Annotated in this window: 26 protein-coding genes and 1 pseudogene; 8 read left to right on the plus strand and 19 right to left on the minus strand. The window is 54.6% G+C overall.

The window, feature by feature from the left end; all coding sequences use genetic code 11:
- Nucleotides 1–771 (minus strand): 2OG-Fe(II) oxygenase, encoded by a 771-nt coding sequence (locus tag E2566_RS12405; RefSeq protein WP_107167616.1) that lies wholly within the window; start codon nucleotides 769–771, stop codon nucleotides 1–3.
- A gap of 63 nt (nucleotides 772–834) precedes the next feature.
- Nucleotides 835–1497, minus strand: coding sequence for an alanyl-tRNA editing protein (locus E2566_RS12410; protein ID WP_107167617.1), 663 nt, complete (start codon nucleotides 1495–1497; stop codon nucleotides 835–837).
- 85 nt (nucleotides 1498–1582) lie between these two features.
- Between E2566_RS12410 and E2566_RS12415 the strand changes: the two genes are divergently transcribed.
- Entirely contained in the window at nucleotides 1583–2569 is a 987-nt protein-coding gene (locus tag E2566_RS12415) for a LysR family transcriptional regulator (protein WP_107167618.1), read from the plus strand.
- Nucleotides 2570–2936: 367 nt separating this feature from the next.
- On the opposite strand, the gene narP is transcribed toward E2566_RS12415, so the two are convergent.
- Together narP and narQ are read right to left on the minus strand one after the other, a co-directional pair.
- Complete coding sequence (gene narP, locus E2566_RS12420) at nucleotides 2937–3569, minus strand: nitrate/nitrite response regulator protein NarP (RefSeq protein WP_107167619.1); 633 nt, start codon at nucleotides 3567–3569, stop codon at nucleotides 2937–2939.
- An 86-nt stretch (nucleotides 3570–3655) separates the two neighbouring features.
- On the minus strand, nucleotides 3656–5374 hold the full coding sequence (gene narQ, locus E2566_RS12425) for a nitrate/nitrite two-component system sensor histidine kinase NarQ (protein WP_107167620.1): 1719 nt from the start codon (nucleotides 5372–5374) through the stop codon (nucleotides 3656–3658).
- Between the two features lie 349 nt (nucleotides 5375–5723).
- Between narQ and napF the strand changes: the two genes are divergently transcribed.
- From napF to napC, 7 genes are read left to right on the plus strand one after another with little or no spacing between them, the layout of a single operon-like run.
- Nucleotides 5724–6260, plus strand: a complete 537-nt coding sequence (napF, locus tag E2566_RS12430; protein WP_107167621.1) for a ferredoxin-type protein NapF — start codon at nucleotides 5724–5726, stop codon at nucleotides 6258–6260.
- Nucleotides 6257–6700, plus strand: coding sequence for a chaperone NapD (gene napD, locus E2566_RS12435; protein ID WP_240958785.1), 444 nt, complete (start codon nucleotides 6257–6259; stop codon nucleotides 6698–6700). The genes napF and napD overlap by 4 nt, the downstream gene beginning before the upstream one ends.
- Nucleotides 6597–9059: a nitrate reductase catalytic subunit NapA gene (gene napA, locus E2566_RS12440; protein WP_240958797.1), complete on the plus strand. Its 2463-nt coding sequence runs from the start codon at nucleotides 6597–6599 to the stop codon at nucleotides 9057–9059. The genes napD and napA overlap by 104 nt, the downstream gene beginning before the upstream one ends.
- Before the next feature lie 5 nt (nucleotides 9060–9064).
- Nucleotides 9065–9757, plus strand: coding sequence for a ferredoxin-type protein NapG (gene napG / locus E2566_RS12445; RefSeq protein ID WP_107167624.1), 693 nt, complete (start codon nucleotides 9065–9067; stop codon nucleotides 9755–9757).
- Entirely contained in the window at nucleotides 9744–10607 is an 864-nt protein-coding gene (napH, locus tag E2566_RS12450; RefSeq protein ID WP_107167625.1) for a quinol dehydrogenase ferredoxin subunit NapH, read from the plus strand. The genes napG and napH overlap by 14 nt, the downstream gene beginning before the upstream one ends.
- Entirely contained in the window at nucleotides 10604–11041 is a 438-nt protein-coding gene (napB, locus tag E2566_RS12455; RefSeq protein WP_107167626.1) for a nitrate reductase cytochrome c-type subunit, read from the plus strand. The genes napH and napB overlap by 4 nt, the downstream gene beginning before the upstream one ends.
- Nucleotides 11042–11049: 8 nt before the next feature.
- On the plus strand, nucleotides 11050–11652 hold the full coding sequence (napC, locus tag E2566_RS12460; RefSeq protein WP_010276503.1) for a cytochrome c-type protein NapC: 603 nt from the start codon (nucleotides 11050–11052) through the stop codon (nucleotides 11650–11652).
- A 596-nt stretch (nucleotides 11653–12248) separates the two neighbouring features.
- Here napC and ccmI read toward each other — a convergent pair.
- From ccmI to nrfB, 15 genes and pseudogenes are all read right to left on the minus strand, one after another.
- The gene (ccmI, locus tag E2566_RS12465; RefSeq protein WP_107167628.1) at nucleotides 12249–13118 is read right to left on the minus strand and encodes a c-type cytochrome biogenesis protein CcmI; all 870 of its coding nucleotides are present in this window, start codon (nucleotides 13116–13118) and stop codon (nucleotides 12249–12251) included.
- Entirely contained in the window at nucleotides 13115–13573 is a 459-nt protein-coding gene (locus E2566_RS12470) for a cytochrome c-type biogenesis protein (protein ID WP_107167629.1), read from the minus strand. The genes ccmI and E2566_RS12470 overlap by 4 nt, the downstream gene beginning before the upstream one ends.
- The gene (locus E2566_RS12475; protein WP_107167630.1) at nucleotides 13570–14127 is read right to left on the minus strand and encodes a DsbE family thiol:disulfide interchange protein; all 558 of its coding nucleotides are present in this window, start codon (nucleotides 14125–14127) and stop codon (nucleotides 13570–13572) included. The genes E2566_RS12470 and E2566_RS12475 overlap by 4 nt, the downstream gene beginning before the upstream one ends.
- Complete coding sequence (locus E2566_RS12480) at nucleotides 14124–16079, minus strand: heme lyase CcmF/NrfE family subunit (protein WP_107167631.1); 1956 nt, start codon at nucleotides 16077–16079, stop codon at nucleotides 14124–14126. Before E2566_RS12480 ends, E2566_RS12475 begins: the two co-directional genes overlap by 4 nt.
- The gene (ccmE, locus tag E2566_RS12485) at nucleotides 16076–16558 is read right to left on the minus strand and encodes a cytochrome c maturation protein CcmE (RefSeq protein WP_107167632.1); all 483 of its coding nucleotides are present in this window, start codon (nucleotides 16556–16558) and stop codon (nucleotides 16076–16078) included. Before ccmE ends, E2566_RS12480 begins: the two co-directional genes overlap by 4 nt.
- Complete coding sequence (gene ccmD, locus E2566_RS12490) at nucleotides 16555–16776, minus strand: heme exporter protein CcmD (protein WP_107167633.1); 222 nt, start codon at nucleotides 16774–16776, stop codon at nucleotides 16555–16557. Before ccmD ends, ccmE begins: the two co-directional genes overlap by 4 nt.
- Nucleotides 16773–17513: a heme ABC transporter permease gene (locus E2566_RS12495; protein ID WP_107167806.1), complete on the minus strand. Its 741-nt coding sequence runs from the start codon at nucleotides 17511–17513 to the stop codon at nucleotides 16773–16775. Before E2566_RS12495 ends, ccmD begins: the two co-directional genes overlap by 4 nt.
- Before the next feature lie 68 nt (nucleotides 17514–17581).
- Nucleotides 17582–18238, minus strand: a complete 657-nt coding sequence (ccmB, locus tag E2566_RS12500; protein WP_080641343.1) for a heme exporter protein CcmB — start codon at nucleotides 18236–18238, stop codon at nucleotides 17582–17584.
- Nucleotides 18238–18858 (minus strand): cytochrome c biogenesis heme-transporting ATPase CcmA, encoded by a 621-nt coding sequence (ccmA, locus tag E2566_RS12505; protein WP_107167634.1) that lies wholly within the window; start codon nucleotides 18856–18858, stop codon nucleotides 18238–18240. Before ccmA ends, ccmB begins: the two co-directional genes overlap by 1 nt.
- A gap of 555 nt (nucleotides 18859–19413) precedes the next feature.
- On the minus strand, nucleotides 19414–20241 hold the full coding sequence (nrfG, locus tag E2566_RS12510) for a heme lyase NrfEFG subunit NrfG (protein ID WP_107167635.1): 828 nt from the start codon (nucleotides 20239–20241) through the stop codon (nucleotides 19414–19416).
- Nucleotides 20238–20639 (minus strand): heme lyase NrfEFG subunit NrfF, encoded by a 402-nt coding sequence (gene nrfF / locus E2566_RS12515; RefSeq protein ID WP_107167636.1) that lies wholly within the window; start codon nucleotides 20637–20639, stop codon nucleotides 20238–20240. The genes nrfG and nrfF overlap by 4 nt, the downstream gene beginning before the upstream one ends.
- Entirely contained in the window at nucleotides 20632–22506 is a 1875-nt protein-coding gene (locus E2566_RS12520; RefSeq protein ID WP_107167637.1) for a heme lyase CcmF/NrfE family subunit, read from the minus strand. The genes nrfF and E2566_RS12520 overlap by 8 nt, the downstream gene beginning before the upstream one ends.
- Nucleotides 22507–22527: 21 nt before the next feature.
- Nucleotides 22528–23489: pseudogene (gene nrfD / locus E2566_RS12525) on the minus strand (cytochrome c nitrite reductase subunit NrfD).
- The gene (nrfC, locus tag E2566_RS12530) at nucleotides 23486–24157 is read right to left on the minus strand and encodes a cytochrome c nitrite reductase Fe-S protein (protein ID WP_107167639.1); all 672 of its coding nucleotides are present in this window, start codon (nucleotides 24155–24157) and stop codon (nucleotides 23486–23488) included. Before nrfC ends, nrfD begins: the two are co-directional and overlap by 4 nt.
- Nucleotides 24154–24723 (minus strand): cytochrome c nitrite reductase pentaheme subunit, encoded by a 570-nt coding sequence (nrfB, locus tag E2566_RS12535; RefSeq protein WP_107167640.1) that lies wholly within the window; start codon nucleotides 24721–24723, stop codon nucleotides 24154–24156. Before nrfB ends, nrfC begins: the two co-directional genes overlap by 4 nt.
- Nucleotides 24724–24727 lie beyond the last annotated feature (4 nt).

Genomic DNA, 24727 nt, shown 5'->3' on the forward strand with positions numbered 1-24727 from the left:
TCAGCTCCAGAAAGTTAGCGGCATTGCAGGACCACGGTAGCCGACAAAGCACGACAAGCTGAGGCGAATACTATCGGTACCAGGCGTGACCGCATGCATGCGGCGTGAGTTAAAAAGAATAAGGTCGCCTGCTTGAGGGCATATCTCCAACGTAGCGTCACCCAAGATTGCGGGTTCAATGCCATAGCTATCGCCACGCAATTCGTCAAAAGCTTCTGGAGATAGCGGTTGATCCCATATCTGCAAAGATCCGCCTTCACTAGGCATGGATAAGTAGACATTTGCAGCCATCTGTGCCTGAAGGCTATGCGCTTGAAAACTGTCTGGCGCATCCTTGGCAAAGATGTCGTGGTGCGCCAAGAATGTCACCCCAGGATTGACGACACGTGACAGTCCAACATACATCTTACGCCCATACAATGTCTCAAGTTGGGCACCTGCCGGCCACACTTCATCCAACATACACCTGAGCAAATCAATCGGCGATACATAAGGAGTGCAGCGTTTTCTCAATTCATCAATGTTGTCAAAGGCATTTTCAAAGTAATTCGCCATCAGCGGCGGCTGATTGTCTGCCTCATAAAAAGCCATTCCAATTCTGCCGATACTCGGGGCGTTCAGATACTTTTGAAATCCATACCCCATAATTTGCTCAGAGAGTTTCTCGGCAACGTTTTCAGCGATGAAATTTCTTACACAGATTGCTAAGACATCCTCGCGCACAAGCCTCTCGATCGCACCACACTCCAAGCGCTCAAGCTCTATTAACATATCTCATCCTTTTCCTTTTGATCATACTTCCTTCAGCCAGAGAACCAGATTATTGATGGCAATCTAAGCGCTTATCCCATTCGAGTTTTCTGCATCTTTAACGTGATATTGAATAATCAATTGGCCTTTCTTCGAATTAACTGACAGTATTTGCAGGCCTTGTAACTCCGCTGTTGCCGTAACATGCGTACCGCCACAGCCGTAAGGTTTCAGATCACCAAAACCCACTTGCCGGTATTGTTGTTCGCTGATTTGAACCTTACATGGCAAATTACGCGCAATCATTTCATCGCAATGACGCTGGACAATTTGCATATCGACTGCTTTAGCGTCGTCGAGGGGCTTGAAGACAACACGAGCTTCGTCCGGCCAGTGGTGAGCTTTCACTGGTTGCCAAGCCAAAGATTCCAGAGCATGGCCGATAAGATGACCTGCTGAATGCAGTCTGGAGTGGTGCCTTCTCCGAGCTGGATCAATTCTGGCCAACGCGAGCCCTAGAGCAACCCTCTGTTGGGTGTAATGGATGATCTCACCATCGACGATTTCCACACCAAAAACATCTGCATCTCCAATCTTGCCAATGTCTGCTGGTTGCCCTCCGCCTTGCGGGTGAAAAGGTGTGGCGTCTAAGAGCAAACCATAGCGACCGTCAGCACATTGCTTACACTCCAGAACGTCAACTTCCGCCTCTGTTATGTCACTTTTCCAATACAACTTTCGCGTCATATGGTTATTCCTTTAAATAAAACCCGATTGTATTTATATGCTTTGAATGACACAATCCGCCGTAAAATCAAATAATTTTTGCCTCATGAGCACAAATCAAATGATCGCCCTGATGGGTGAAATGGCAGTCTTCGTCAAAGTGGTCGAAACAGGCAGTTTTTCCGAGACAGCTCGCCAGTTGGGTGCGACTCCCTCAGCGATCAGTCGTTCTGTCGCTCGCCTGGAAAAAGCGCTGGGCACACGTCTCTTGCAGCGCACGACGCGTAAATTACGGCTAAGCGAAAACGGGCATGAGGTCCATGCCCGCTGTGTCGATATGGTCAACGCCGCACAAGCGGTGATGGCCATTTCTGGGCAAATCAATTCCGAGCCACAGGGGCTGCTTCGGGTTAGCGTTCCGAAAGCTGTGGGGCGTTTCGTGATCCATCCACATATCGCAGACTTCCTGGCTCGCTATCCCAAGATTAACGTGCAACTACAACTAGATGACCGCTACGTGGATTTGATCGACGAACATGTAGATTTAGCTATTCGTATTACGGATCGCCCATCTCCTGGATTAATGGGGAGGCGGTTAATTGACATCAGCCACATGATTTGCGCAACGCCTGAGTACCTGTCTCGCTACGGAACGCCTTCCCATCCCCATGATTTAAAAACACACAACTGCATCTTTTTGGGCGAAGAGCCAGGCGATTCCAGATGGAAATTCCAACGCAATGGAAAATCTGTGCGTATCAAAGTGCATGGACGCTATGCAGTGAATCACACAGGAGCGAGACTTGATGCAGTGCTAAGCCACCTAGGAATTGGCAGTTTGCCGTATTTCACGGCACGGTATGCGCTGCAACAAGGTCAGATCGTGCAAGTGCTTCGCGATTGGGAGTTCGAGACTAACTACTGTGGTGCGGCCTGGGTGCTCTATCCACCAACGCGGCATCTGGCTCCAAAGCTTAGTGCATTCATCAGCTTTATGGCCGAACGCCTAGACCAGGAGCCAACCCTGGATCAGCCCAGCAAATCGACACAGCCCCAGATACCACCGTACGAATCGCCAGAAGCAGCAAGGTAGCATCGGCTGAATGGGCTTGGAGACAACACTGGACACCAATACCTTGTATTGTTCCAACGCCTTTCGATACAGCCCGCCATCACGTTCTCGATAGCCGTCTATCTCTTTGGGATGGGTCATTCTCAGGAGATCTGGCTAGCCACTGCGGTAGCCATGGCCGCTCAGCCAATTGGCGCTGGTGTGCCTGTTTTTGCCAGGAAGTATAACTATCAGCCGGATAGGATCGCGTTATCGATCATCGCCTCGCTACTGCTCTCGTCACGATCCCTATATAGTGAGTCTTTTCCCTCCTTCGTGAATAAGCGTCCGGGCTTCTGGAAGCAATTCGGAAGCCCTATTTACCACGCCTGTTTAACGTGCAGGTAGGCTACTGCCCGCGAGTTTCCAGATACAGCACCGTGGCAGCAACACGGGAACGTACGTTGAGTTTGCGCAGCATGTTGCGGATATGCACTTTTACCGTCTCTTCTGAGATATACAGCACCGCGGCGATTTGCTTGTTGGATAGCCCCGATGCCACTTCCTGAAGCACATCCAGTTCACGCTCCGTCAATACGGTAAAAGGTGACGGCGTTTCTTTTATGGCGATACGGTGGCGCAACACGTCACGCACCTGTTCACTAAATGCATCACTGCTACGGATGGAATCCAATAAATGTTCCGGGGCGCTGTCTTTAAGCAGGTAACCATCAGCACCCGCGTCCATCAGCGCATAAATATCGCTCGGCGCATCCGAAACCGTCAGCACAATCACACGAGCGCAGATCCCATCACGCCGCAGCGCGTGCAGCGTATCCAACCCGCTTAATCCTTTCATGTTGAGATCGAGCAAGATGATATCGGGAGAATCCCGATTCGCGAGGCTCAGCGCCTCCATACCATTGCTGGCTTCCCCAATCACGTTAAAGATGGCATCCGTTGCCAGTAACTGACGAATTCCCCGACGCATAAGCGGATGATCGTCGACGATCAACACGCGATAAGATGGTTTTTCTGACATGCCCAGCCCCAATGTAATATAGATCTATTATTTTTTATTTATGATTTATCCCTGTTATCTTTCAAGCGGCATGTGCACAGCTCGAATTATTCAGGGTAGAGATTATTCGTATTGTCGCGTTCACGCGCTGTGGTCGGCGTCGAAAAACGGACGCTAACCTGCGTTCCTCCTTCAGGATGGCGACCAATAGATAACCGGCCACCTAAGCGTTCGGCGCGTTCCTGCATAATATTTAAACCGTAATGCCCAGCGGGTTCCTCTTGATTGACAATGCCGCAGCCGTCATCACGAATATCGACACAATGGCTGCCGTCGGGCTGCGTACGACAGTTGACGGTAATTGCCGCCGCCTGCGCATGTTTAATCGCGTTCAGTACCGCTTCACGAATGATTTGCAGCAGGTGAACCTGCTGTGATGCATCCAGAGCCTGCGTAGGGATACGGCAATCGATATGAATCGTCGCCTGAGTCTGCGCTCTTAGCGGTTCAATCATTTCCTGCATCGCCGCAGGCAAATCAGCCTGTTGCAGCGTCAGCCGGAACGTTCCCAGCAACTCTCTCAGTTGGCGGTAAGCATCGCTCAACGCCTGTTCAAAATCGGTGATGATCTGCCGAGCCTGCGCATTTTCTTCCGCGACCGCACGCTTTAATAACGTCATCTGGATATTCAAGTAAGACAGCACCTGGGCCAGTGAGTCGTGCAGTTCACGCGCAATGGTGGCACGTTCTTCCATCAGTAACAGCTGCTGGTAGTGCTTCTGCGCCTGATTAAAATAGAGGCCGCGCCCCAGCATATTGGCGACGCTTTCCATCAACTGTGCCGACGGCTGCCGCGTTGATGCCTGCCACCGTAACTGCCCAAATTCAACTTCTTGCAAACGGATGGGTAACGCCTGCCACGCAATCTGCGCGTCCGATTGCCCCTCACATAACAGCCAGTTCTCCCCTACCCGCATTTCCAGGCAGCCGACCGTTTCATAGCGACGAACAATTTGCAAAATCTGCTGAAAGCAATGCCTGTCGATCGTACTAACATTCATCGCCTGAGAACAGTTGTACAGCACCTTCAACATGCGGTTCACTTCCTGCAAACGCAGCGTTTTCTGCCGTACCTTGTCTTCCAAAGAGCGATAGAGCTTTTGCAATTCGTCAGTCATGCTGCTGAAGGTTTGCGCCAGTAATCCCAATTCGTTAGGTAGATTGATATCCAGCCGCGAATGGGTAAAACGTCCTTTCTCAATGGATGCACAGGCCGCCATCAGCTTATTCAACGGCACAACCACCTGACGACGAATACGGCGCAGCGTAAAGAAGATCAGTATATAGATAGTGATCGAACCAATTATTGATGTCACAACCACTATCATCATCTTGCGCTCGGAATAATGTTGCAACGCCAGCACAAAGAGATCGATCTGCGTGACATAGCGAACAATATTGTCCTGATACCACCCTCTATCCCCTGCGCTCAGGCGCTCATCCATCATTTTCCAGCTCTGTAACAGCGCGGTATAGCGATCGTGGACATCACGCGGCACATACCAGCGATCCAACAGGTGAAAAACCGGGGAATCCAGCGTTTGTGCATAGAGGTGACGATGCGATTCCAACGCCGCGCGGTCGCCCTGTAGGTCATATCCCATGCGATAGCTTTGCATACGCATGGAACCAGCAACGTTGATCGCTTCTGCATCACGTAAACCGCTGGCTAACGTCAGCAGCGCAATGCCCGTCGTCAGGAATGAGAGCAGCGCGATATAAAAAAAGGCGCGAGCCAGACTGGTAGAAACAGGACGTTTGACCATCACAACAAGCAATCCTCTTTGGCAATACAAACTCGATACCCTAAATAATTCGAGTTGCAGGAAGGCGGCAAGAGAGGGAATCCCGATGAGCTTACTCCGGTAAGTGATTCGGGTGAGTAAACGCAGCCAACGCACATGCAGCTTGAAGTATGACGGGTATCCACTATTACGATCCCCGCGAGCTCAGGCAAGCCGATAAGGCACGAATCCTACATAAGCTTGATCCGGCACCCCCATTTACCTCTAAAGGGTGATTATCGCATACAGCCTAGGGGGCATAGTGTAACCCCTATAAAAACAACGTGTTTTTTATTGGATATTTTATCGAGTGCCAGAGCGACAAACTGCCATGACTAATCTCTCCCGACGTTCCTTACTGACCGGTGGCCTACAGCGGGCAGATAACGCGCTGCGTCCGCCGTGGAGTGGCGTTGAAAGCCATTTTCTGAGCCAGTGCACGCGTTGTAACGCCTGTGTTGAGGCCTGCGGAACGCGGATCATTCAGCGTGGTTCGGGGGGCTTTCCCACCATCGATTTTCAGCGCGGCGAATGCACGTTCTGCTACGACTGTGCTCGCGCGTGTCCACAAGCGCTGTTCGCGGAGAGTCACAACACACCGTGGGAATATCACCTGACGGTTCAGGATGCCTGTTTATCGCTACACCAGGTGGAATGTCGCAGCTGTCAGGATGCCTGTGAAACCGGTGCGATACGGTTTCGCCCCACCATCGGGCGCGTTGCTGCACCGTCGATCGAGGATGACGCCTGTACCACCTGTGGCGCCTGCATCTCAGGGTGCCCCGTCGGTGCCATGTCGATGAAAAAAATAACAGCGGGGCATCACACCGCGCCAGCGCGTCTCACGACGCAACAGGAAAACCGATGAACACAGTCTGGCATGTTTGCAGTGTAGTGGTACACGTCAACACAGAGCGTATGGCCGCAGTGAACGACGCATTGGAAAAATTACCCAATGTGGACGTTGCCGCCAGCGATAGTGATACCGGAAAAATGGCCGTAGTGCTGGAGTCAGATTCAGAAGACACGCTATTAAAACACATAGCGTCAATACGCGAACTTGCGGGCGTATTGGCGGTTTCGCTGGTTTATCACCAGCTTGATGAACCGTCTTTGATGAACAATCTTTTGCTTTCGATGAACAACCTCTTGATCAACAAGCTCAGGGTGAGGAAATACCATGAAACTCAGTCGACGACACTTTATGAAGGCGAACGCGGTTGCTGCGGCCGCTGCGGTCGCAGGCATCACCATTCCTATCGCGGTTCGCGCCGCGACCGAGCAATCGGACGCTATTCACTGGGATAAAGCGCCCTGCCGCTTCTGTGGCGTAGGGTGCGGTGTGCTGGTCGGGACACAAAATGGGCGCATTGTCGCCAGCCAGGGCGATCCCGAAGCGCCGGTTAACCGCGGACTAAACTGTATCAAAGGCTATTTCCTGCCTAAAATCATGTACGGGCAGGATCGCCTGACCCAGCCTTTGCTGCGTATGCGTGATGGTAAATTCGATAAAGAAGGCGAATTTACTCCGATCTCTTGGGACAACGCCTTTGACATTATGGCGGAAAAATTCAAAACCGCGCTGAAGGAGAAAGGTCCGAACGCGATAGGCATGTTCGGCTCTGGGCAATCGACGATTTGGGAAGGTTATGCCTCTGCCAAACTGTTCAAAGCGGGCTTCCGTTCCAACAATATCGACCCGAACGCGCGCCACTGTATGGCATCGGCGGTGGTGGGCTTTATGCGCACCTTCGGTATGGATGAGCCCATGGGCTGCTACGACGATATCGAGCAGACCGATGCGTTTGTGCTGTGGGGCTCCAACATGGCGGAGATGCACCCGATTCTCTGGTCACGTATTACCGACCGCCGCCTGTCGAACAACAACGTCACGGTCGCCGTACTGTCTACCTATCAACACCGCAGTTTTGAGCTGGCGGATAACGGTATGGTGTTTACGCCGCAAACCGATCTGGCCATTCTCAACTACATCGCCAACTACATTATTCAAAACAATGCGGTAAACGAGGCGTTCTTTACCCGCCACGTGAACCTACGCAGAGGCGTGACCGATATCGGTTACGGGCTGCGTCCGACGCATCCGTTGGAAAAAGCGGCGAAAAATCCCGGTTCCGATGCGTCCGAACCGATGAGTTTTGAAGAATACAAAGCCTTTGTCGCAGACTATACGCTGGAAAAAACAGTCGCGATCAGCGGCGTTCCTGCTGACCAGTTGGAAGCGTTGGCAAAACTCTATGCCGATCCGAAGAAGAAAGTGATCTCCTACTGGACGATGGGCTTTAACCAGCACACGCGCGGCGTCTGGGCGAACAATCTGGTTTATAACATCCACCTGTTGACCGGCAAGATCTCTCAGCCGGGCTGTGGGCCGTTCTCGTTGACCGGTCAACCTTCTGCCTGCGGCACCGCGCGTGAGGTCGGCACCTTTGCCCACCGCCTGCCAGCCGACATGGTGGTCACCAACGAGAAACACCGCGCGATAGCGGAAAAACTGTGGCAATTACCGACAGGCACGATCCCTGAGAAAATTGGTCTGCACGCCGTCGCACAAGATCGGGCGCTGAAAGACGGTACGCTGAATGCCTACTGGGTGATGTGTAACAACAACATGCAGGCAGGCCCGAACATCAATCAGGAACGTATGCCGGGCTGGCGCGATCCGCGTAACTTCATCGTGGTTTCTGACCCCTATCCGACCGTCAGTGCGCTGGCAGCCGACCTGATTTTGCCTACCGCGATGTGGGTGGAAAAAGAGGGAGCCTATGGCAACGCCGAACGTCGGACGCAGTTCTGGCGTCAGCAGGTTAAAGCGCCGGGTGAGTCAAAATCGGATCTGTGGCAGGTCGTGAGCTTTGCCAAGCGCTTCGCCGTAGAGGAAGTATGGCCGGAAGAATTGCTGGCGCAGAAACCCGCCTATCGCGGCAAGACGCTCTACGACGTGCTGTTTGCGAACGATGTCACCACGCGCTTCCCGCTTAGTGAATTAGCGGAAAATCAGTTGAACGATGAATCGCGCGAATTTGGTTTTTATTTGCAAAAAGGCCTGTTTGAAGAATATGCCGCGTTTGGCCGTGGACACGGCCACGACTTGGCGCCGTTCGATGCCTATCACAAGGTTCGCGGGCTACGCTGGCCGGTGGTTGACGGTAAGGAAACGCAGTGGCGCTATAGCGAAGGACACGATCCTTACGTGAAAGCAGGAGAAGCCTACCGTTTTTACGGTAAGCCAGATGGCAAGGCGGTGATTTTCGCGCTGCCGTACGAACCTGCCGCCGAAGCGCCAAATGAAGAGTACGATCTCTGGCTCTCCACTGGCCGCGTATTGGAGCACTGGCACACTGGCAGCATGACGCGTCGCGTACCGGAACTGCACCGCGCCTTTCCCGAAGCCGTGCTGTTTATTCACCCGCAGGATGCCAAAGCGCGCGATCTGCGTCGCGGTGAAAAAGTCCGCATTATCTCGCGCCGTGGTGAAGTCGTTTCCGTTGTTGAAACGCGTGGCCGCAACAAACCGCCGCGCGGATTGGTGTATATGCCGTTCTTCGACGCCGCGCAGATGACCAACGTTCTGACGCTGGATGCCACCGATCCGCTGTCGAAAGAAACGGACTTTAAGAAATGCGCCGTCAAGCTGGCTAAGGTGTAGAAAACATGGCACGCCCGGAGAATTCACCACCCGCTCGCCGTCGTTTTCTGCGTGACGCTGTTCGTGCCGTAGCGGGTTTATCCGCAGCGGTGACGATACTCGGCATTCAGCAGCGACGCGCTCAGGCTGACGTACTCCGGCTGCGGCCGCCGGGTGCGCTGCCTGAAGCGGCGTTTTCCGGTGCCTGCATCCGCTGTGGGCAATGTGTTCAGGTCTGCCCCTACGATACGCTGAAGCTGGCGACGCTGGTCTCCGGCCCCGCCGCCGGTAGCCCTTACTTTGTCGCTCGCGATATCCCGTGTGAGATGTGCGAGGACATTCCCTGCGTCGTCGCCTGCCCCAGCGGTGCGTTACAGCCACTGGATACTATCGATGATGCCCGCATGGGATTGGCGGTGTTGTTAGATCAGGAAAACTGCCTGAACTATCAGGGGTTACGCTGCGATGTGTGTTATCGCGTCTGCCCTCTCATCGACAGCGCCATCACACTGGAACCAGAGCGCAATGCCCGAACCGGAAAACATGCCCGTTTTCTACCCACGGTACATAGCAATATCTGTACCGGTTGTGGAAAGTGTGAAAAGGCCTGCGTGCTGGAACAACCTGCGATAAAGGTCTTGCCGCGTGCGTTGGCAAAAGGCGAACTCGGACACCATTACCGTTTCAGTTGGCTGGAGGCACGCGATGGCAAATCGTAAGCAAGACGCCGGACAAGAAGCTCGGGCGAAAAAAGGCTGGTGGCGCAGCCATCAATGGCTGGTACTGCGCCGCCTGATCCAATCTCTTGTGCTGCTCATGTTCCTCAGTGGCCCGCTGTTAGGGTTCTGGATTTTGCGCGGTAACTACAGCGCCAGCCGATTGTTCGATACCGTGCCACTTAGCGATCCGCTAATGGTGCTGCAAAGTCTGGCTAGCGGTCATCTGCCCGCCGCTCTTGCGCTGATCGGGGCGCTGATTATTGCGCTGAGCTATGCGCTGGCGGGTAAGCGCCTGTTCTGTAGCTGGGTCTGCCCTGTGAATCCACTCACCGATTTAGCCGCCTGGCTACGTCGTCGTTTCGGCATCACCGCCTCGGCAACACTCCCCCGCCACCTGCGCTACCTGCTGCTGATATTTATTCTGGCAGGGAGTGCACTGACGGGTGGGCTGCTGTGGGAATGGGTCAACCCCGTCTCACTGGCGGGTCGTGGGCTAATTTTCGGATTTGGTGCGGGTATCTGGCTGCTGCTGGCGCTGTTTCTGTTTGATTTATTGGTCGTGGAACACGGCTGGTGCGGGCACCTCTGTCCGACTGGTGCGCTGTATGGTGCGCTTGGTGCGAAAGGCGCACTGGTTGTGGATGCCGCAGAGCGTGAACGCTGTACGCGCTGCATGGACTGCTTTCATGTCTGTCCAGAGCCGCAGGTGCTGCGCGCGCCCTTGCTCGATAAACACAGTCCGGTACAGATCGCTGACCGTGACTGCATAACATGCGGACGCTGTATTGATGTCTGCGCTGAAGACGTTTTTAAAATAACCCTTAGATGGAAATCGGGAGCAAAGTCATGAAAAGCCTGAGAATGGGATGGTTTCGTTGGATCACCGCCCTAGCGATAATGTGCAGTGCGATAGCCACTGCACAGGTCGATTTAAGCCAATCGCCGGAAGTCGCCGCGACACAGCCGGGAAATAGCCGAATGCCGAAGCAGCAGGAGCGTATGGCGCTCAACTATGTCAACCAACCGCCGATGATCCCGCATAGCGTGGATGGTTATCAGGTCACTCCAACTTTTAACCGCTGTTTACAGTGCCACGGCGTAGAGAGCTACCGTTCCACCAGCGCTCCCCGCGTCAGCCCAACCCATTTTGTCGATAGAGACGGCAAAGTGCTGAGCAATGTGGCGCCTGCACGCCATTTCTGCCTGCAATGCCACGTGCCACAGGCGGATAGTTCGCCGATTACCGGCAACACGTTCACCCCTTCTAAAGGCTTTGGACAGTGAGGTTTGCTATGAAACAACCAGGAAAAGTAGGACGGTTGTTGCGCCAACTGTGGCAATGGTGGCGCCGCCCAAGTCGGTTAGCATTGGGAACGCTGCTGATTATCGGCTTCGCAGGCGGTATTTTCTTTCTGGCGACGTCCCAGAAAGGCATGGAAATGAGCAACAGCGAGGCGTTCTGCATCAGCTGTCATGAAATGCGCAATACCGTTTATCAGGAATATATGGAAACCGCACACTACAGCAACCGCAGCGGCGTGCGCGCCACCTGCCCGGATTGCCACGTTCCGCATGAATTTGTACCCAAAATGGTACGTAAGATTCAGGCCAGCAAAGAGCTGTATGGCAAAATAATGGGTACCATTGATACGCCACAAAAGTTCGAAGCACACCGACTGACGATGGCGCAAAGCGAATGGCGGCGCATGAAAAATAACAATTCTCAGGAATGCCGCAACTGCCACAACTTTGACTACATGGATTTTTCAGGGCAAAAAACAGTCGCGGCGGAAAAACACAGCGAAGCGATAAAACTCGGCCAAACCTGTATCGATTGCCACAAGGGCATCGCACACAAACTGCCGGACATGCACGGCGTCAAAAGCGGGTTATAACCCGCCCCCTTCTGTAACACTCGGGACGGCGTATGCCGTCCTCAACACAAGCGGAAGTATCCGTCCCAAAACAACAATGTGCTAGGTTCAGTCTTTTGATTTTATGGGGTTGGCTCGCGTAAAAAAATCGCGCAGAGGTGTACATGACCGCCGGATGAGCGGCATGGACGCCGCGAAAGCCTGCGCCGCGTCGGACAAAAACGTCAACGACGTTTTTGAACAGCACTTGTGCTGGCCAGTAGGGCGAGTCCCGTTTATGGGACGAGTATTCGCGTCGCAGGCGGTCCGAACAGCGGGCGTGAACACCGAAGGCACCGCGCAGCGGCGCGATTTACCGCGAAAAGCCAGGGGTCGCGGGGCGACGGCAATTGAGCCGCCCCGCGTCGGGCGCGTGCTGCAACGGTTGCAGAAAAAACCGTAGGTAATGCGCACGAAACCTTCACACGACTGACTGAAACGACTGAGATTCCAAATCTATGCCTGTGATGAACCGTAAGCGTTTGAACGGAAACACTACGTTTGGAAGAGATAACTTGTAGGATAACAAAAGGGCGATATATCGCCCTTTTGTTATTGATGATGAAGATAAAAAGGATCTACTTCCCCGTGGTCGCCTGCACCGACAGTGACGCTTTCGCCTGTGCCACGCTGCGCTCGATGACCGCACGGCGCGTGTCGTTTTGCGGTAACAGTTTTAGCATCGTTTGCCAGGCGTCAATCGCGTCCTGATAACGCTGGGCTTCATAGGCATTAAAAGCCAGCAGGCTCAGCACGCGCACATTGGTCGAGCCGGAGTTCATTAGTTCACGCAGCATTTCTCCACCGCGTTGGCTATCACGAGGATCGGTGGATCGAGACAGCAGATCGGCATAATCCAGCGCCAGATCCGTATTTTTCGGATCGAGCTGAAACGCTCTGGCAAAGGCCTGTACAGACATGTCGTAGTTACTCAGCAAGCCCGCAATGCGTCCCAACATCCACCAGTCTTGTGCATTGTCTGGCTGTGCCTCCAACTGGCTGCGCAACCCCAATCCGAGGCGTGCCACCTCTTCGATGGTCAGTGGTTCTGCATCCGCATCTAGCGCTCGCGTCATCAGGTCCGGCGTTAATGCAACGACCTGCTGTAACTCTTGCACCCGATTAACCGCAGAAGTCTTCCAAAACACGCCGAGGCTGACGATGACCAGCAGCAGGCCCCCCGGCAGCAAAACCCAACGGCTCAGCGGACGCTGCGCGGCCTTCGCTCCGCCAGGAATATCCTGCAACAGCGTATGCTGGAGCTCTTCAACCAGTTGCGCGCGTTCACGCTCGTTGACAACATCGCCATTCAGCTCGCGCAGACGATCGCGATACAACGCCTGATTGATCGTATCGCGATCGTATTCGCCTCGTGACGACCATGGCGCAAGCAGCAGCGCAGACAATGCAATCAGTGATAAAACAATGATGGTTGTCAGTAACATCATTCCGATTTCCCCTCATGTCCCAACAACGTCTGCAAACGCTTTTTATCCTGTTCGCTCATCGGTTCTTTGGCACTCTTGATACGACGCGCGCGCCGAATAATTATCACTGCCCCCGCCGCCAGAAACAGCCCAGGCAGTAGCCATAATAAGATCGTGAAAGGCGTGATCGGTGGTTCATATGTCACAAAGTAGCCGTAACGATCCACCATGTAATCGACAACCTGCTCTTTCGTTTGCCCCTGCTGCATCAGTTCATACACTTTCTGCCGCATATCTGAGGCAATCATCGAATTGGAATCAGCGATACTGTTGTTCTGGCATTTCGGGCAGCGCAGTTGCATGGTCAACTCGCGGAACTGTTGCTCCTGTGTGTCGTTGTCAAAACGCAATACCTCGGATGACGCCAGGACGCCGAACGACAGCAGCAATGCACCAAGTAAGCTAAACACTCTCATGCGCCGCCCTCCTTGCTGTATTTTTCCCACAGCGGTTGCAGCGTTTCTTGCCACACCTGCATATTGAGATCGCCCGCATGCCGATAGCGAATGATGCCTTTCCCGTCGATCAGGAAGGTTTCCGGCGCACCATACACGCCCAGATCCAGCCCCAACATACCGTCGCCATCAAACAAGCTCATCGCATAGGGATTGCCTAACGTCTTCAACCATTCAACCGCTTTGGGGCGCTCATCTTTATAATTCATGCCCACGACGCGAATTCCCTGCGCCGCCAGCGTGTTGAGAAATTGGTGCTCCGCCCGACACGTTGGGCACCAGGTCGCCCAGACATTTAGCAACAGCGGTTTGCCATCGCTCAACTCAGATTGGCTATACACCTTTCCCGCCTGATCCAGAGATTCGAGACGAAATTCAGGGATTGGCTTGCCAATCAAGGCAGATTCCAGCCGCATGGGATCGTCACCGCCGCTGTTCCGCACCAGTTGCCACAGCAAGGCAACAGCCAGCAGTAAAAACAGCACTAACGGGATTAACAAAACCTTACGACTCATGACGATGTCTCCCTCACAGCCCGACGCAGACGATAGCGCGGGTCGAACATACACAGAATGCCACCCAACGCCATCAGCCCACCGCCATACCAAATCCAGCGGATAAAGGGTTTGTAATACAGTCGTACCGCCCAGCTATCGTCATCCAACTCTTCACCCAAAGCCGCATAGAGATCGCGCGTCACACCCGCATCAATCGCCGCTTCCGTCATGATCGCACCGCTGGTGTTATAGAAGCGCTTTTCCGCCGTCAGGATCGCCTCCGGCTTGCCGTTACGCGTGACCTCGATCGTCCCTTTACCGCTGTGCCAGTTCGGCCCCACCACATCCTGCACGCCTTGAAACGTAAAGCGGTAATCATGGATCTGTATGCTGTCGCCTGCCCGCATCCGCACATCTCGCTCAACGCTATAATTCTGACTGAAGGCGATACCCACCACCGTCACCGCCAGCCCTATATGGCCGCACACCATGCCCCACTGGCTCAGTGAGAGTGTGGTCAAACCACGCAGCAGGCCGTGACGTCGGGTGGAATTGGTGTGCAGTTCGTACACCGTTAAGAAAAATACCCACAGCGCCATCGACAGGCCGACCACCGTCATGGCAACGAGGGAATCCTGCAACAGCCAGGGAAGCAGCAGCGACAACACAGCAGTGACGGCCATTGCTACCAGTAACAGCTTACGCAGCTTTTGCGGCTCGTCGCGCCGCCAGCGAACCAGCGGCCCCACGCCCAGCAGCAAGGCGAAAGGAGCCATTAATAGGGTAAACATGGTGTTGAAGAACGGAGCGCCAATCGAAATGCTGCCCAACCCCAACTGCTTATGCACCAGCGGCAACAGCGTTCCCAGCAGCACAACCAATGTGGCCGCCATCAGGATCAGGTTATTACCGAGCAGGAACGTTTCACGCGACCAGAGCGAATTCGTGACCCGCGCCCGCACCCGATTGCCTTTGATGGCGAACAACAGCAAAGAACCACCGATGACAATGACCAGAAACGCGAGAATAAACATGCCACGCGCCGGATCGGAGGCAAACGCGTGCACCGACACCAGAACGCCGGAGCGCACCAAAAACGTTCCCAGCAGGCAGAGCGAGAATGCGCCGATAGCCAGCAGTACCGTCCAGGCCTTGAAGCTGCCGCGTTTCTCGGTAACCGACAGCGAATGCAGCAGCGCCGTACCCACCAGCCACGGCATCAATGAGGCATTTTCCACCGGGTCCCAGAACCACCAGCCGCCCCAACCCAGTTCGTAATAGGCCCAGCCGGAGCCGAGCACAATACCTAACGTCAGGAACGACCAAGCCGCCTGTGTCCACGGCCGGGACCAACGAGCCCAGGCGCTGTCCAGTCGTTCAGCCAGCAGCGAAGCGACCGCAAACGCAAACGCCACGGAAAACCCGACATAGCCCATGTAAAGTAGCGGCGGATGGAAGATGAGCCCGACATCCTGCAACAGCGGATTGAGATCGCGTCCATCAATCGGATAGTCCGGTAGCGTACGTGTAAAGGGATTCGACGTCAGGATGATAAATAGCAGGAAGCCGACATTAATCATCCCCATAACGGCTAACACGCGGGCGACCGCATCCAGCGACATTCCCCGGCTAAAGACCGCCACGGCGAAGGTCCAGCCACTCATCAGCAGCACCCAGAGCAGCAGCGATCCTTCATGTGCACCCCATGCCGCCGCCACGCGATACCACACCGGCAGTGCACGGTTTGAGTTGTTTGCGACATAAAGGACGGTGAAATCATTGATCACCAGCGCATGTACCAACACGAGGAAGGAAGCCAAAATGCATGCGAACAGTACCCAGGAAAGGGGACGTGCCAGTGCCATCAGTCGTGCATCCTGACGCGACGCCCCCCATAGTGGATACACGCTGAGCAACAGCGCAACACTCAGCGCCAGACACAGCAGATAGTTGCCTACTTCAGGCATCATAACGGTTTACCCTCTGTCGCTACCGCAGAGGCATGGCCGTTCTGCCCTTCCATCGCCGCTTTAATTTCCGGTGGCGTGTAATTTTCGTCATGGCGGGCAAGCACTTCTTTCGCGGCAATATGATCGTCGCTATCCAGAATCCCCTGTGCCACAACGCCTTGCCCTTCACGGAAGAGATCGGGCAACATCCCGTTGTAAGTCACATCAACTGAACCCTGTGCATCATAAACGGTGAAGCGGACTTCCAGACTTTGGCTGTCACGGCGCACGCTGCCCGGCATCACCATGCCACCCACGCGCAGGCGCTGCCCGATGGCAGGTTTTTCCTGCGTTTCATTCTTGCCATAAAGAATTTCACTGGGCGTATAAAAGAGATCGATATTTGAGCTCAATGCATAGAGTGTCAGTGCTACCGTCAACACCGTGCCGCAAACAACGGCCAGAATGGCATAGAGGCGGGTTTTGCGCGGGGCACTCATTGCACCACCTCCATTGCTGCCGGCTGACGCGCCGTGCTCTTACGCTGCTCGCGTGCCTGCTGGCGGCGGATGTCGTTTAATAAAGCACGGCGACGCCAGAAGGTATGTCCGATCAACGCGCTAAGCGGTAACAGTGTTAACACCACTGCCAGCCAGACATACAAGGCATAGCCACCCATCGCAAAAAAATCCTGCCAGCTTGTGAAGGCGATGTTCATCGTGCTATTCCTCCTTTATTGACCAGCGCAGCAACCCAAGGGGCGCGACGCTGTTGCACCAGTATCAGATTACGCAACCGCATGAGTGACAACGTCACGAACAAACTCATAAACCCTAGCATCATAATGCGTAGCGGCAGGCGCATAGCGGGATCGATAGTTTTCTGCATTTTTGTCGATGCCTGATGTAGGGTATTCCACCACTCGACCGAGAAATGGATGATGGGTAAATTCACCACGCCAACCAGCACCAGAATGGCTGCCGCACGGCCAGCAAGACGGCGATCGTCAAATGAGTTGTAGAGCGCGATGATACCGACGTACAGAAACAGCAGAACGAGTTCGGACGTCAGGCGCGCATCCCACACCCACCAGGTCCCCCACATCGGTTTGCCCCAAGTGGCTCCCGTCGTCAGCGCAATAAAGGTAAACACCGCGCCGACCGGTGCCATCGCCGCCACGGCAAGCTCCGCCGTTTTTGACTGCCGAATCATCCCGATCAGTGCAAATATTGCCATTACGGCATAGACACCCATCGACCACACGGCGGCTGGCACGTGCAGGTACATGATGCGATATCCCTGCCCTTGCTGGTAATCCGCAGGCGCAAACCCAAACCCTAACAGGCAACCGCCAATCAGCAGCGCTACGCTGATCAGGGCAACCCAAGGGATAAGCCTGCCGCAAAGGCCATAAAGGCGATCCGGCTGCGTAAGCTGATAGCTTTTTCTCAACATAATCGTGTGCTCACTCTGCGTAAAACTCATCCCAACGGGACGATAAAGGCGATCCTAAGATCGGAAAATTATTGAATACTCACCCGCAATGCGGCTGCCGTGGCAAACGGGCTTAGGGTCGCGCTGCCCACCAGAAAGGCACCGAGGATCGCCAGATACCCGCCTACCGGCAGTTGCATCATCGCGGCCTCTACCGCTGCCGTCGCAAAAATCAGCAGCGGTATGGTCAGCGGCAATACCAATAGGCTTAACAGCACGCCGCTGCGGCGCAGCCCAACCGTTAATCCCGCACCAATGGCGCCAAGAAAACTGAGCGTTGGCGTGCAAAGCAACAGCGTTAACGCCATCACCCACCAACCGTGACTGTCCAACCCAAACAGCAACGCCGCCAGCGGCGAAAGCAGTAGCAGCGGCAGTCCGCTAACCATCCAATGCACCACCACTTTCGCCAGCACCACTAACGGCAGCGGCAACGGCAGCAGCGTCAGCTGTTCCAGCGAACCATCCTGATAGTCATCACGGAAAAGACGATCCATCGCCAGTAGAGAAGCCAGCAATGCCGCCACCCACACCACGCCCGGTGCCACACGCATCAATAGTTGCGGCTCAGGTCCAATAGCCAGAGGAAATAAGATGATGACGATAAGGAAAAACCACAGCGGGTTAAGAATCTCCGCGTTATTGCGTAACGCGACGCGTAATTCCCTAGCAATCAGGCGCCGCATTATGGTGCTCCCTCAGTCGGTGTGAGCTGAATACAGCGGATGCGTTGAGCGAACGGGCGTAGCGGCTGATGCGTGGTTAAAATAATGATGCCGCCGCGCGCAATATGGTGCTCCATACGCTGCGTCAGCATTTCAACGCCCGCCACGTCAAGCGCGGTAAGCGGTTCATCCAGAATCCACAGCGGCACGTCGGTGAGCCACAAACGAGCCAGTGCGACACGGCGCTGCTGCCCCGCCGAAAGGCGCGCCACGGGCACGTCTTCATATCCAGCCAGCCCTACGGCGGCGAGTGCCTGCCAATGGGCATCCTGATGCTGCTGCGGAGAGAAAAAGCGCAGATTTTCTTCACCAGTCAAAACGCTCTTGATGCCCGGCTGATGGCCTAACCACAGGAGCTGCTGATTAAAATGTTCACGTATGCGGTTGATTCGCTGCCCTTGCCAGCAGACGTCTCCCGACTCAGGCGTCGCCAGACCGCTTAAGATGCGCAATAGCGATGTTTTTCCTACCCCGTTGGCACCGGCAATCTGAACCATTTCTCCCGGGCTGGCGGTAAACGACAACGCGCTGAACAGCACATGCTCATCGCGTATGCAAACCACATCGCGCGCTTCTAACATCGGGGTGTACTCCTACTTTCTAATGCCATATACCCTGGGTATAGAATAACATGGCGCCTTTACTCCCCCTCTCGGGGGGCGTAACCATAAAGAGTTAATCTTTTTTATTGAGATCAATAAAGTCGGCGATTCCGGTTATCCCTATCATCGAGTCGTATCGAAAACCACGCCGACACGCCTACACCGGAAATCTATTGGGCATATTTTTATGCAGCCGCCGAGAGCGTTTCGTGCGCCATAAGACCTTCATTGCATGCTACCGCTTAGCACGCGCCCGACGCAGGGCTTCCGGCTAAATTATGCCGCTGCGCGGTGCTTTCGTCGGTATCTGGCTTTACGGACCGTTTGCGACACTGTTACTCGCCCCATAAATGGGGCTCGCCCTTCGGGCCAGCACACGTGCTGTTCAAAAACGTCTCTGACGTTTTTGTCCGGCGTGACGCAAGCTTTCGCCGCGTCCTGCGGCTCATCCTAAGCCAGCTACCTCCTCAGCATAATTTCTCACGCCGGACAACAAGCACTCCCCAAAGGCACTAAAGTGAAACGTATCACCTGTCACTTCTGGCTGTTCTTCAGCAGCGTTGCCGTGTTGATTGCTTCGATCAACTGAACGCGATTCACCCGTGGGCTGTACGTATCCAGCAGGCGCTGCCAAATCGCAATCGCGCGCGCATAGTCCGCTTTCAAGAACGCATCAGACGCCAGCAGCATTAGCGCCGTCACTTCATTGGCATCCAGCGCCAGCGCTTTATCGATCATTTCCTGCATCGCAGGCGTGACGGTTTGGCCTGCCTGGTAATACAGCACTGTTGCCAGCGCCGAATACAGCTCTGCACTGTCACCCTTCAGTACGATCGCCTGCCGATAAGCGCGTAACGCATTGTCATAGGCGTTACGGTAAAGATAATATTCACCTAACTCAGCCCAGAGGACGCTGTTGCCCGGCGTTTTACGAATGTTACCCTGCAAGGTAGCAAGCTGTTTTTCCTGCTGTTGTACATCGCTAAAATCGTGTAACGGATCGGCAAGCCGCTGGCTCTCCGCTTGAACGAGCGCACTGCGCGGGCTTAGCGCGTAGAGCACCGCGCTACTCAAGAAAATAACGATGACCGCAGCCACAACGGCGAGGGTTGGTATCGGACGCTGCGTGAAGGAAGGAAGTGACGTGAGTGGCAGGTCGTGAGACAGTTCGCGCCCCAGCATCTTTGCCTCATGCTCGGATAGATGCTTCCTGGCTTGTTCACACTGAAAATGCCAGATGCGCTTCGCTAAGCGTTGTAACTTGCCATCGTCCTCCGGCTTGTGCTGGGGCAATAGCGGCCACAGCAGCCCGGCAATCAGGATAATGGCGACAGCGGCGATCAATACTTCTAACAGGCTCATGGGCGTGCCCCTCGGTTTTGTCGCCGTATCACTCGCCACGCAATAACCACAATCGCTAACAGCAAGAGCAACGGTGTTAACCAAAGTATGCCGGTTTGTATTTTCATCGGTGGGTTGTACTGAACAAAATCGCCATAGCGCTGATTCATAAACGCGATAATCTCTGACTTGTCCTTGCCCTGCTCCACCATGGAAAAGACCTCATGGCGCATGCTGACTGCTACAGGTGAGTTTGATTCCAGCAGACTTTGGTTCTGGCATTGAGGACAGCGTAATTCTCCAGCAATCGCCAGCGCGTCCTGACGCTTCGCCTGACTGGAAAATACCCAGGTATCAACCACCTGAGCCGGCACAGAAAAAACCAGTAGCATGAGAAGCAGCGCAAGGGGTTTAGTCATAGACCCTTCTCCCACGGAACCACCCCAGCAGTGCACCCGCGACCATTAACATGCCACCACCCCATACCCAGCGAACGCCGGTCTGCACATAGAAACGCATCGCATAGCGGTTTTCGCCGGTTTTCTCGCCCATCACGGCATACCATTCTCTGATCGGTCCCCAGGCAATGCCCGGCTCAATCATCTGCTGCTTGCGTGCGTTGTAATAACGGCGTTCCGGCATGACGTGGGCGATTGGCGAATCACCACGATAGATCGCAATCACAGCCTGTTCTGCGGTGTAATTCTGCTCTGCCACTAAATCCAGCTGTAAAAATCGAAAATGATAGTCGCCCAACGTGACCTGTTCTCCCTGACCGACATTGACGCTGATTTCCTGCTTACTGCCCGCAGAAAACACGATGCCCAAAGCAAACAGTGCCACGCCCGTATGTGCTAGTAGCGCAGGAAGCTGCTGGCGTATCGCCGACAGCGGCTGTAGCCATTGTGCCGCCATCACCCAGCCGATCAGGCCTGTAGCCAGTGCAACAGCGTACCCATACGGCCATAAGGCCAGAGTGGTGACAACACCAATTGCCAGCGTTATGGCTAAACGCCGGGCAGGCCACCGCGTATTGCGCTTCCAGTAACCTCCGGCAGCAATCCCAATCAGCAACAACATCAGGCCACCGAAGGGCAAGAGTACGCGGTTGAAATAAGGAGCCCCTACCGAGATTTTTCCCCAGCCCGCCAAGCCATAAATCATCGGATAAAGGGTGCCAAGCACGACGACCAGCGCCACGGCACTGAATAACAGTAGCACTAGCAGTATCGCCATTTCCCGCGACCAGCCAGAGAAACGGGCAGCAGAATGAACAAACTGGGCGCGCCAGCCATAAACGGCTAGCGCTGCCATGCTTAAACAAGAAAACAGGATAAATAAAGGCACTGCGCGGTCATGTTCGAGGGCGAAAGCGTGAACCGAAACCAGTATCCCAGAGCGTACGATCAGCGTACCCAGCAGGCATAAAATGAAGGTCAACAGCGCCAATATCAGCGACCAATGGCGGAAGATACCGCGCATGCGCGTGACAGACAGACTGTGGAGTAGTGCGCTCGCCGTTAACCACGGGAGCAATGAGGCATTTTCTACCGGGTCCCAGAACCACCATCCCCCCCAGCCCAGTTCGTTATAGGCCCACCACGATCCCAGGATGATGCCCAGCGTTAACAGGCTCCAGGCAGGCAGCGTCCAGCGCCAGCAAATCCAGGCGGTCGGAGCCGTAAACTCGCCGTGAATCAGGGAGGCTAATGCTAGTGCCGCACTCACGGTTAACCCGCCATAGCCCAGATAGAGCAACGGCGGATGGAGAATAAGGCCAATATGTTGCAACATCGGGTTGAGATCCCTTCCCGCCACCGCTGGCGGGAAGAGACGCACAAAAGGATCGGAAAAAAACACAATGAACACCAGCAGCGCGGTCGCTATCACGGCCAGCATCGCCAGCGTCAGCGGAAACAGTGCACTCGTCGCTTTGCGATAGCGGCAGGCAAACGCCGCGCTCCAGCCGGACAAACACAACAGCCACAGCAGCAGCGACCCTTCATGCCCGCCCCAAACCGCGGCTATTTTTAGCCCAAGGGGTAAATCACGGTGGCTATGCTGTGCGACATAATTAACGGAGAAATCATCCAGCACCACGCTCAGCGTCAGCACGCCGAACGCGAACAGCACAAGACCAAATAGCACCAGCGTCCAACACCGCGCCAGTCGGTAAGTACCCGACCAGCGCAGGGAGTAGCCTGAAAAAGTCAGCAACGCTGTCGCCACGCCAACACACCCCGCCAGCGACAGCGCCACATACCCGAATTCTGGCAATAACAACATCAACGGGCCTCTTGCGGGGAATTAGACAACGGTTAACTGCCCCGCATAGAGGATAAAGAAACGCAGCAGCAAGACCCCCACCAGACTCATGCCACAAACCGCCAGCACGCCATAAGGTGAATGCAAGCGGTTAGCCCATGACTTGAGCAGCAAGGGAATGACTAATCCAACCCCTACAACACCCAGCCAGAACCACACGGCCCAAAATCCACCGCCCAACGCCGCCGCCAGCGCTCGCTGCTTCCCATCGTCCCCTAACGCGAGGCCAATAAAGAACGCGAACAGCAAGAAGATCTCCAACCACACGACAGGCGTTTCGACGCAATGGATAAAGTGCGCCTCTTCGCTATGCGGATTGCGACGATAACGGCAGGCCATGGCGATCAACGCCACTGCCGCGCCGGAGGATACCCCCGAAAACAGGAATAGCGCGGGGAGAATCGGGTTATTCAGCAGCGGATAGGTCTTCAGCGCGGAGAGTAAAACCCGGTGTAAGCCCCTAACATCACCGCCAGCAGCAACATCACGATATCCAGCGATTTTTGCATCGGTGCCAGCCAACCAAGCACCTTGGGTAGAATACTCAGCTTCGGCAGCCAGCGCTGTTGCAGTGCGATAGCCTGTTCGCTAAAAATGTTGACTAACCAGACCGCCAGCGCCGCCATGTAAACCTGAAACAGCATGACCCCAACGGACATCACCGAGGTAAAACTGTAATGGAACATCAGCTTCCAGAACGTCCAGGGCCGCGTCAGGTGGAAGACCAGAATCAGCAATCCAAGGATAATGGTGCACGGCGCGAGAACCAACGTGGTGCGCATTAGCGTACTGTCTGCGGTTGCCTGCTCGGGATGGTAGCGTCGCAGCAAGGCAGACAGCGTGACCAGCCCCGCAGAGATGCCGACCAAAAACAGGTAAATCGCAATCGGCCAGTCCCAGACTAACGAATCAAAATGGAATGCGTTTGAAGACACGGGCGTCATTGATGAACCTCCCCGTATTTAAACGGTACGCGATAGACCTTAGGCCGGGTGCCGAGCGCAATTTTGTAACGATACGTCGGCTGTTGACGAAGCAGGCGGGAAATCTCGCTGTCAGGATCGTCAAGGTTACCGAATGTCAGCGCCTGAGTGGGACAAGACAACACACAGGCGGGTAGTTTTCCTGCTTTCAGGTTGGTCTTGCGGCAAAAATCACACTTGTCCGCCGTTTTCGTCTGCGGATGAATAAAGCGCACCTGATAAGGGCAGGCAGCAATACAGTATTGGCAGCCTACGCACAGATCGGGATTGACATCGACAATGCCGCTTGCCGCATCGCGATACGACGCCCCGGTAGGACACACGTCAACACAGGGCGCATGATCGCAGTGCTGACAGGAGTGACGGAAAAAACGGTATTTCACGTCAGGGAAGGTCCCGATCGGTTCGCTGCGAATGATCGTCAGGCGCGATACACCTTCCGGCACCTGATTGACATCACGGCAGGCATCCATGCACGCCGTACAGCCGATACAGAGCGATTCATCGTGGATCATGCCGTAGCGGACGCCGTTGATATTCAGCGTCTGTGCGACAACCTGCCCCGCCGTGCTGGTGATGGCGATCAGCCCGCCCATACGGGCAATAAATTGACGACGAGAGCAACTCATGGCTGCCTCTTATTACCCAGATGCACTGAGGCTGGGTTGAAATCGGGGTTATTGCGCTGATCGCTATGGCAATCCACACACAGCTTGATTCGGCTTTTATCGTTCAGCGTCTGCATACTGTCCTGCGTAGGATGCAGTTGATGACAGCTGGCACAGGCCACTTTGGCCACATGTACATCATGTGGCCAAAACGATTTCTGCAACTGCTCCGGCGTATGGCATGACATACAGACGCTGTTTTGCTCTTCCACCTTATACATCGGGAAGTTAAAGCGCATGACATCTTTAACGCCTTCGCGGTGCAGCAGAGACGGCTTGCCATGACAGTTCGTACAGGTCACCTGCTTTTGATTATGCGGATTGACTGCGGAGGCATGTTTGCCTTTCATGCCATCCTCGTCCGGTTTATGGCACTGTAGACAAGCCTCATCGGGATTGCGCTGTGGTATTACTTCCCACCGCTCTCCTTTTTCCGCCTGAGGTGCGGGCTGCGTCAGCCCTGGCAAGGCCCAAAGCATGCCTGATACCAGCACCCCGGCAGTCAATAACGAACGTAATACGCTCATATCC

Source organism: Pectobacterium punjabense, from assembly GCF_012427845.1.
GTDB lineage: Bacteria > Pseudomonadota > Gammaproteobacteria > Enterobacterales > Enterobacteriaceae > Pectobacterium > Pectobacterium punjabense.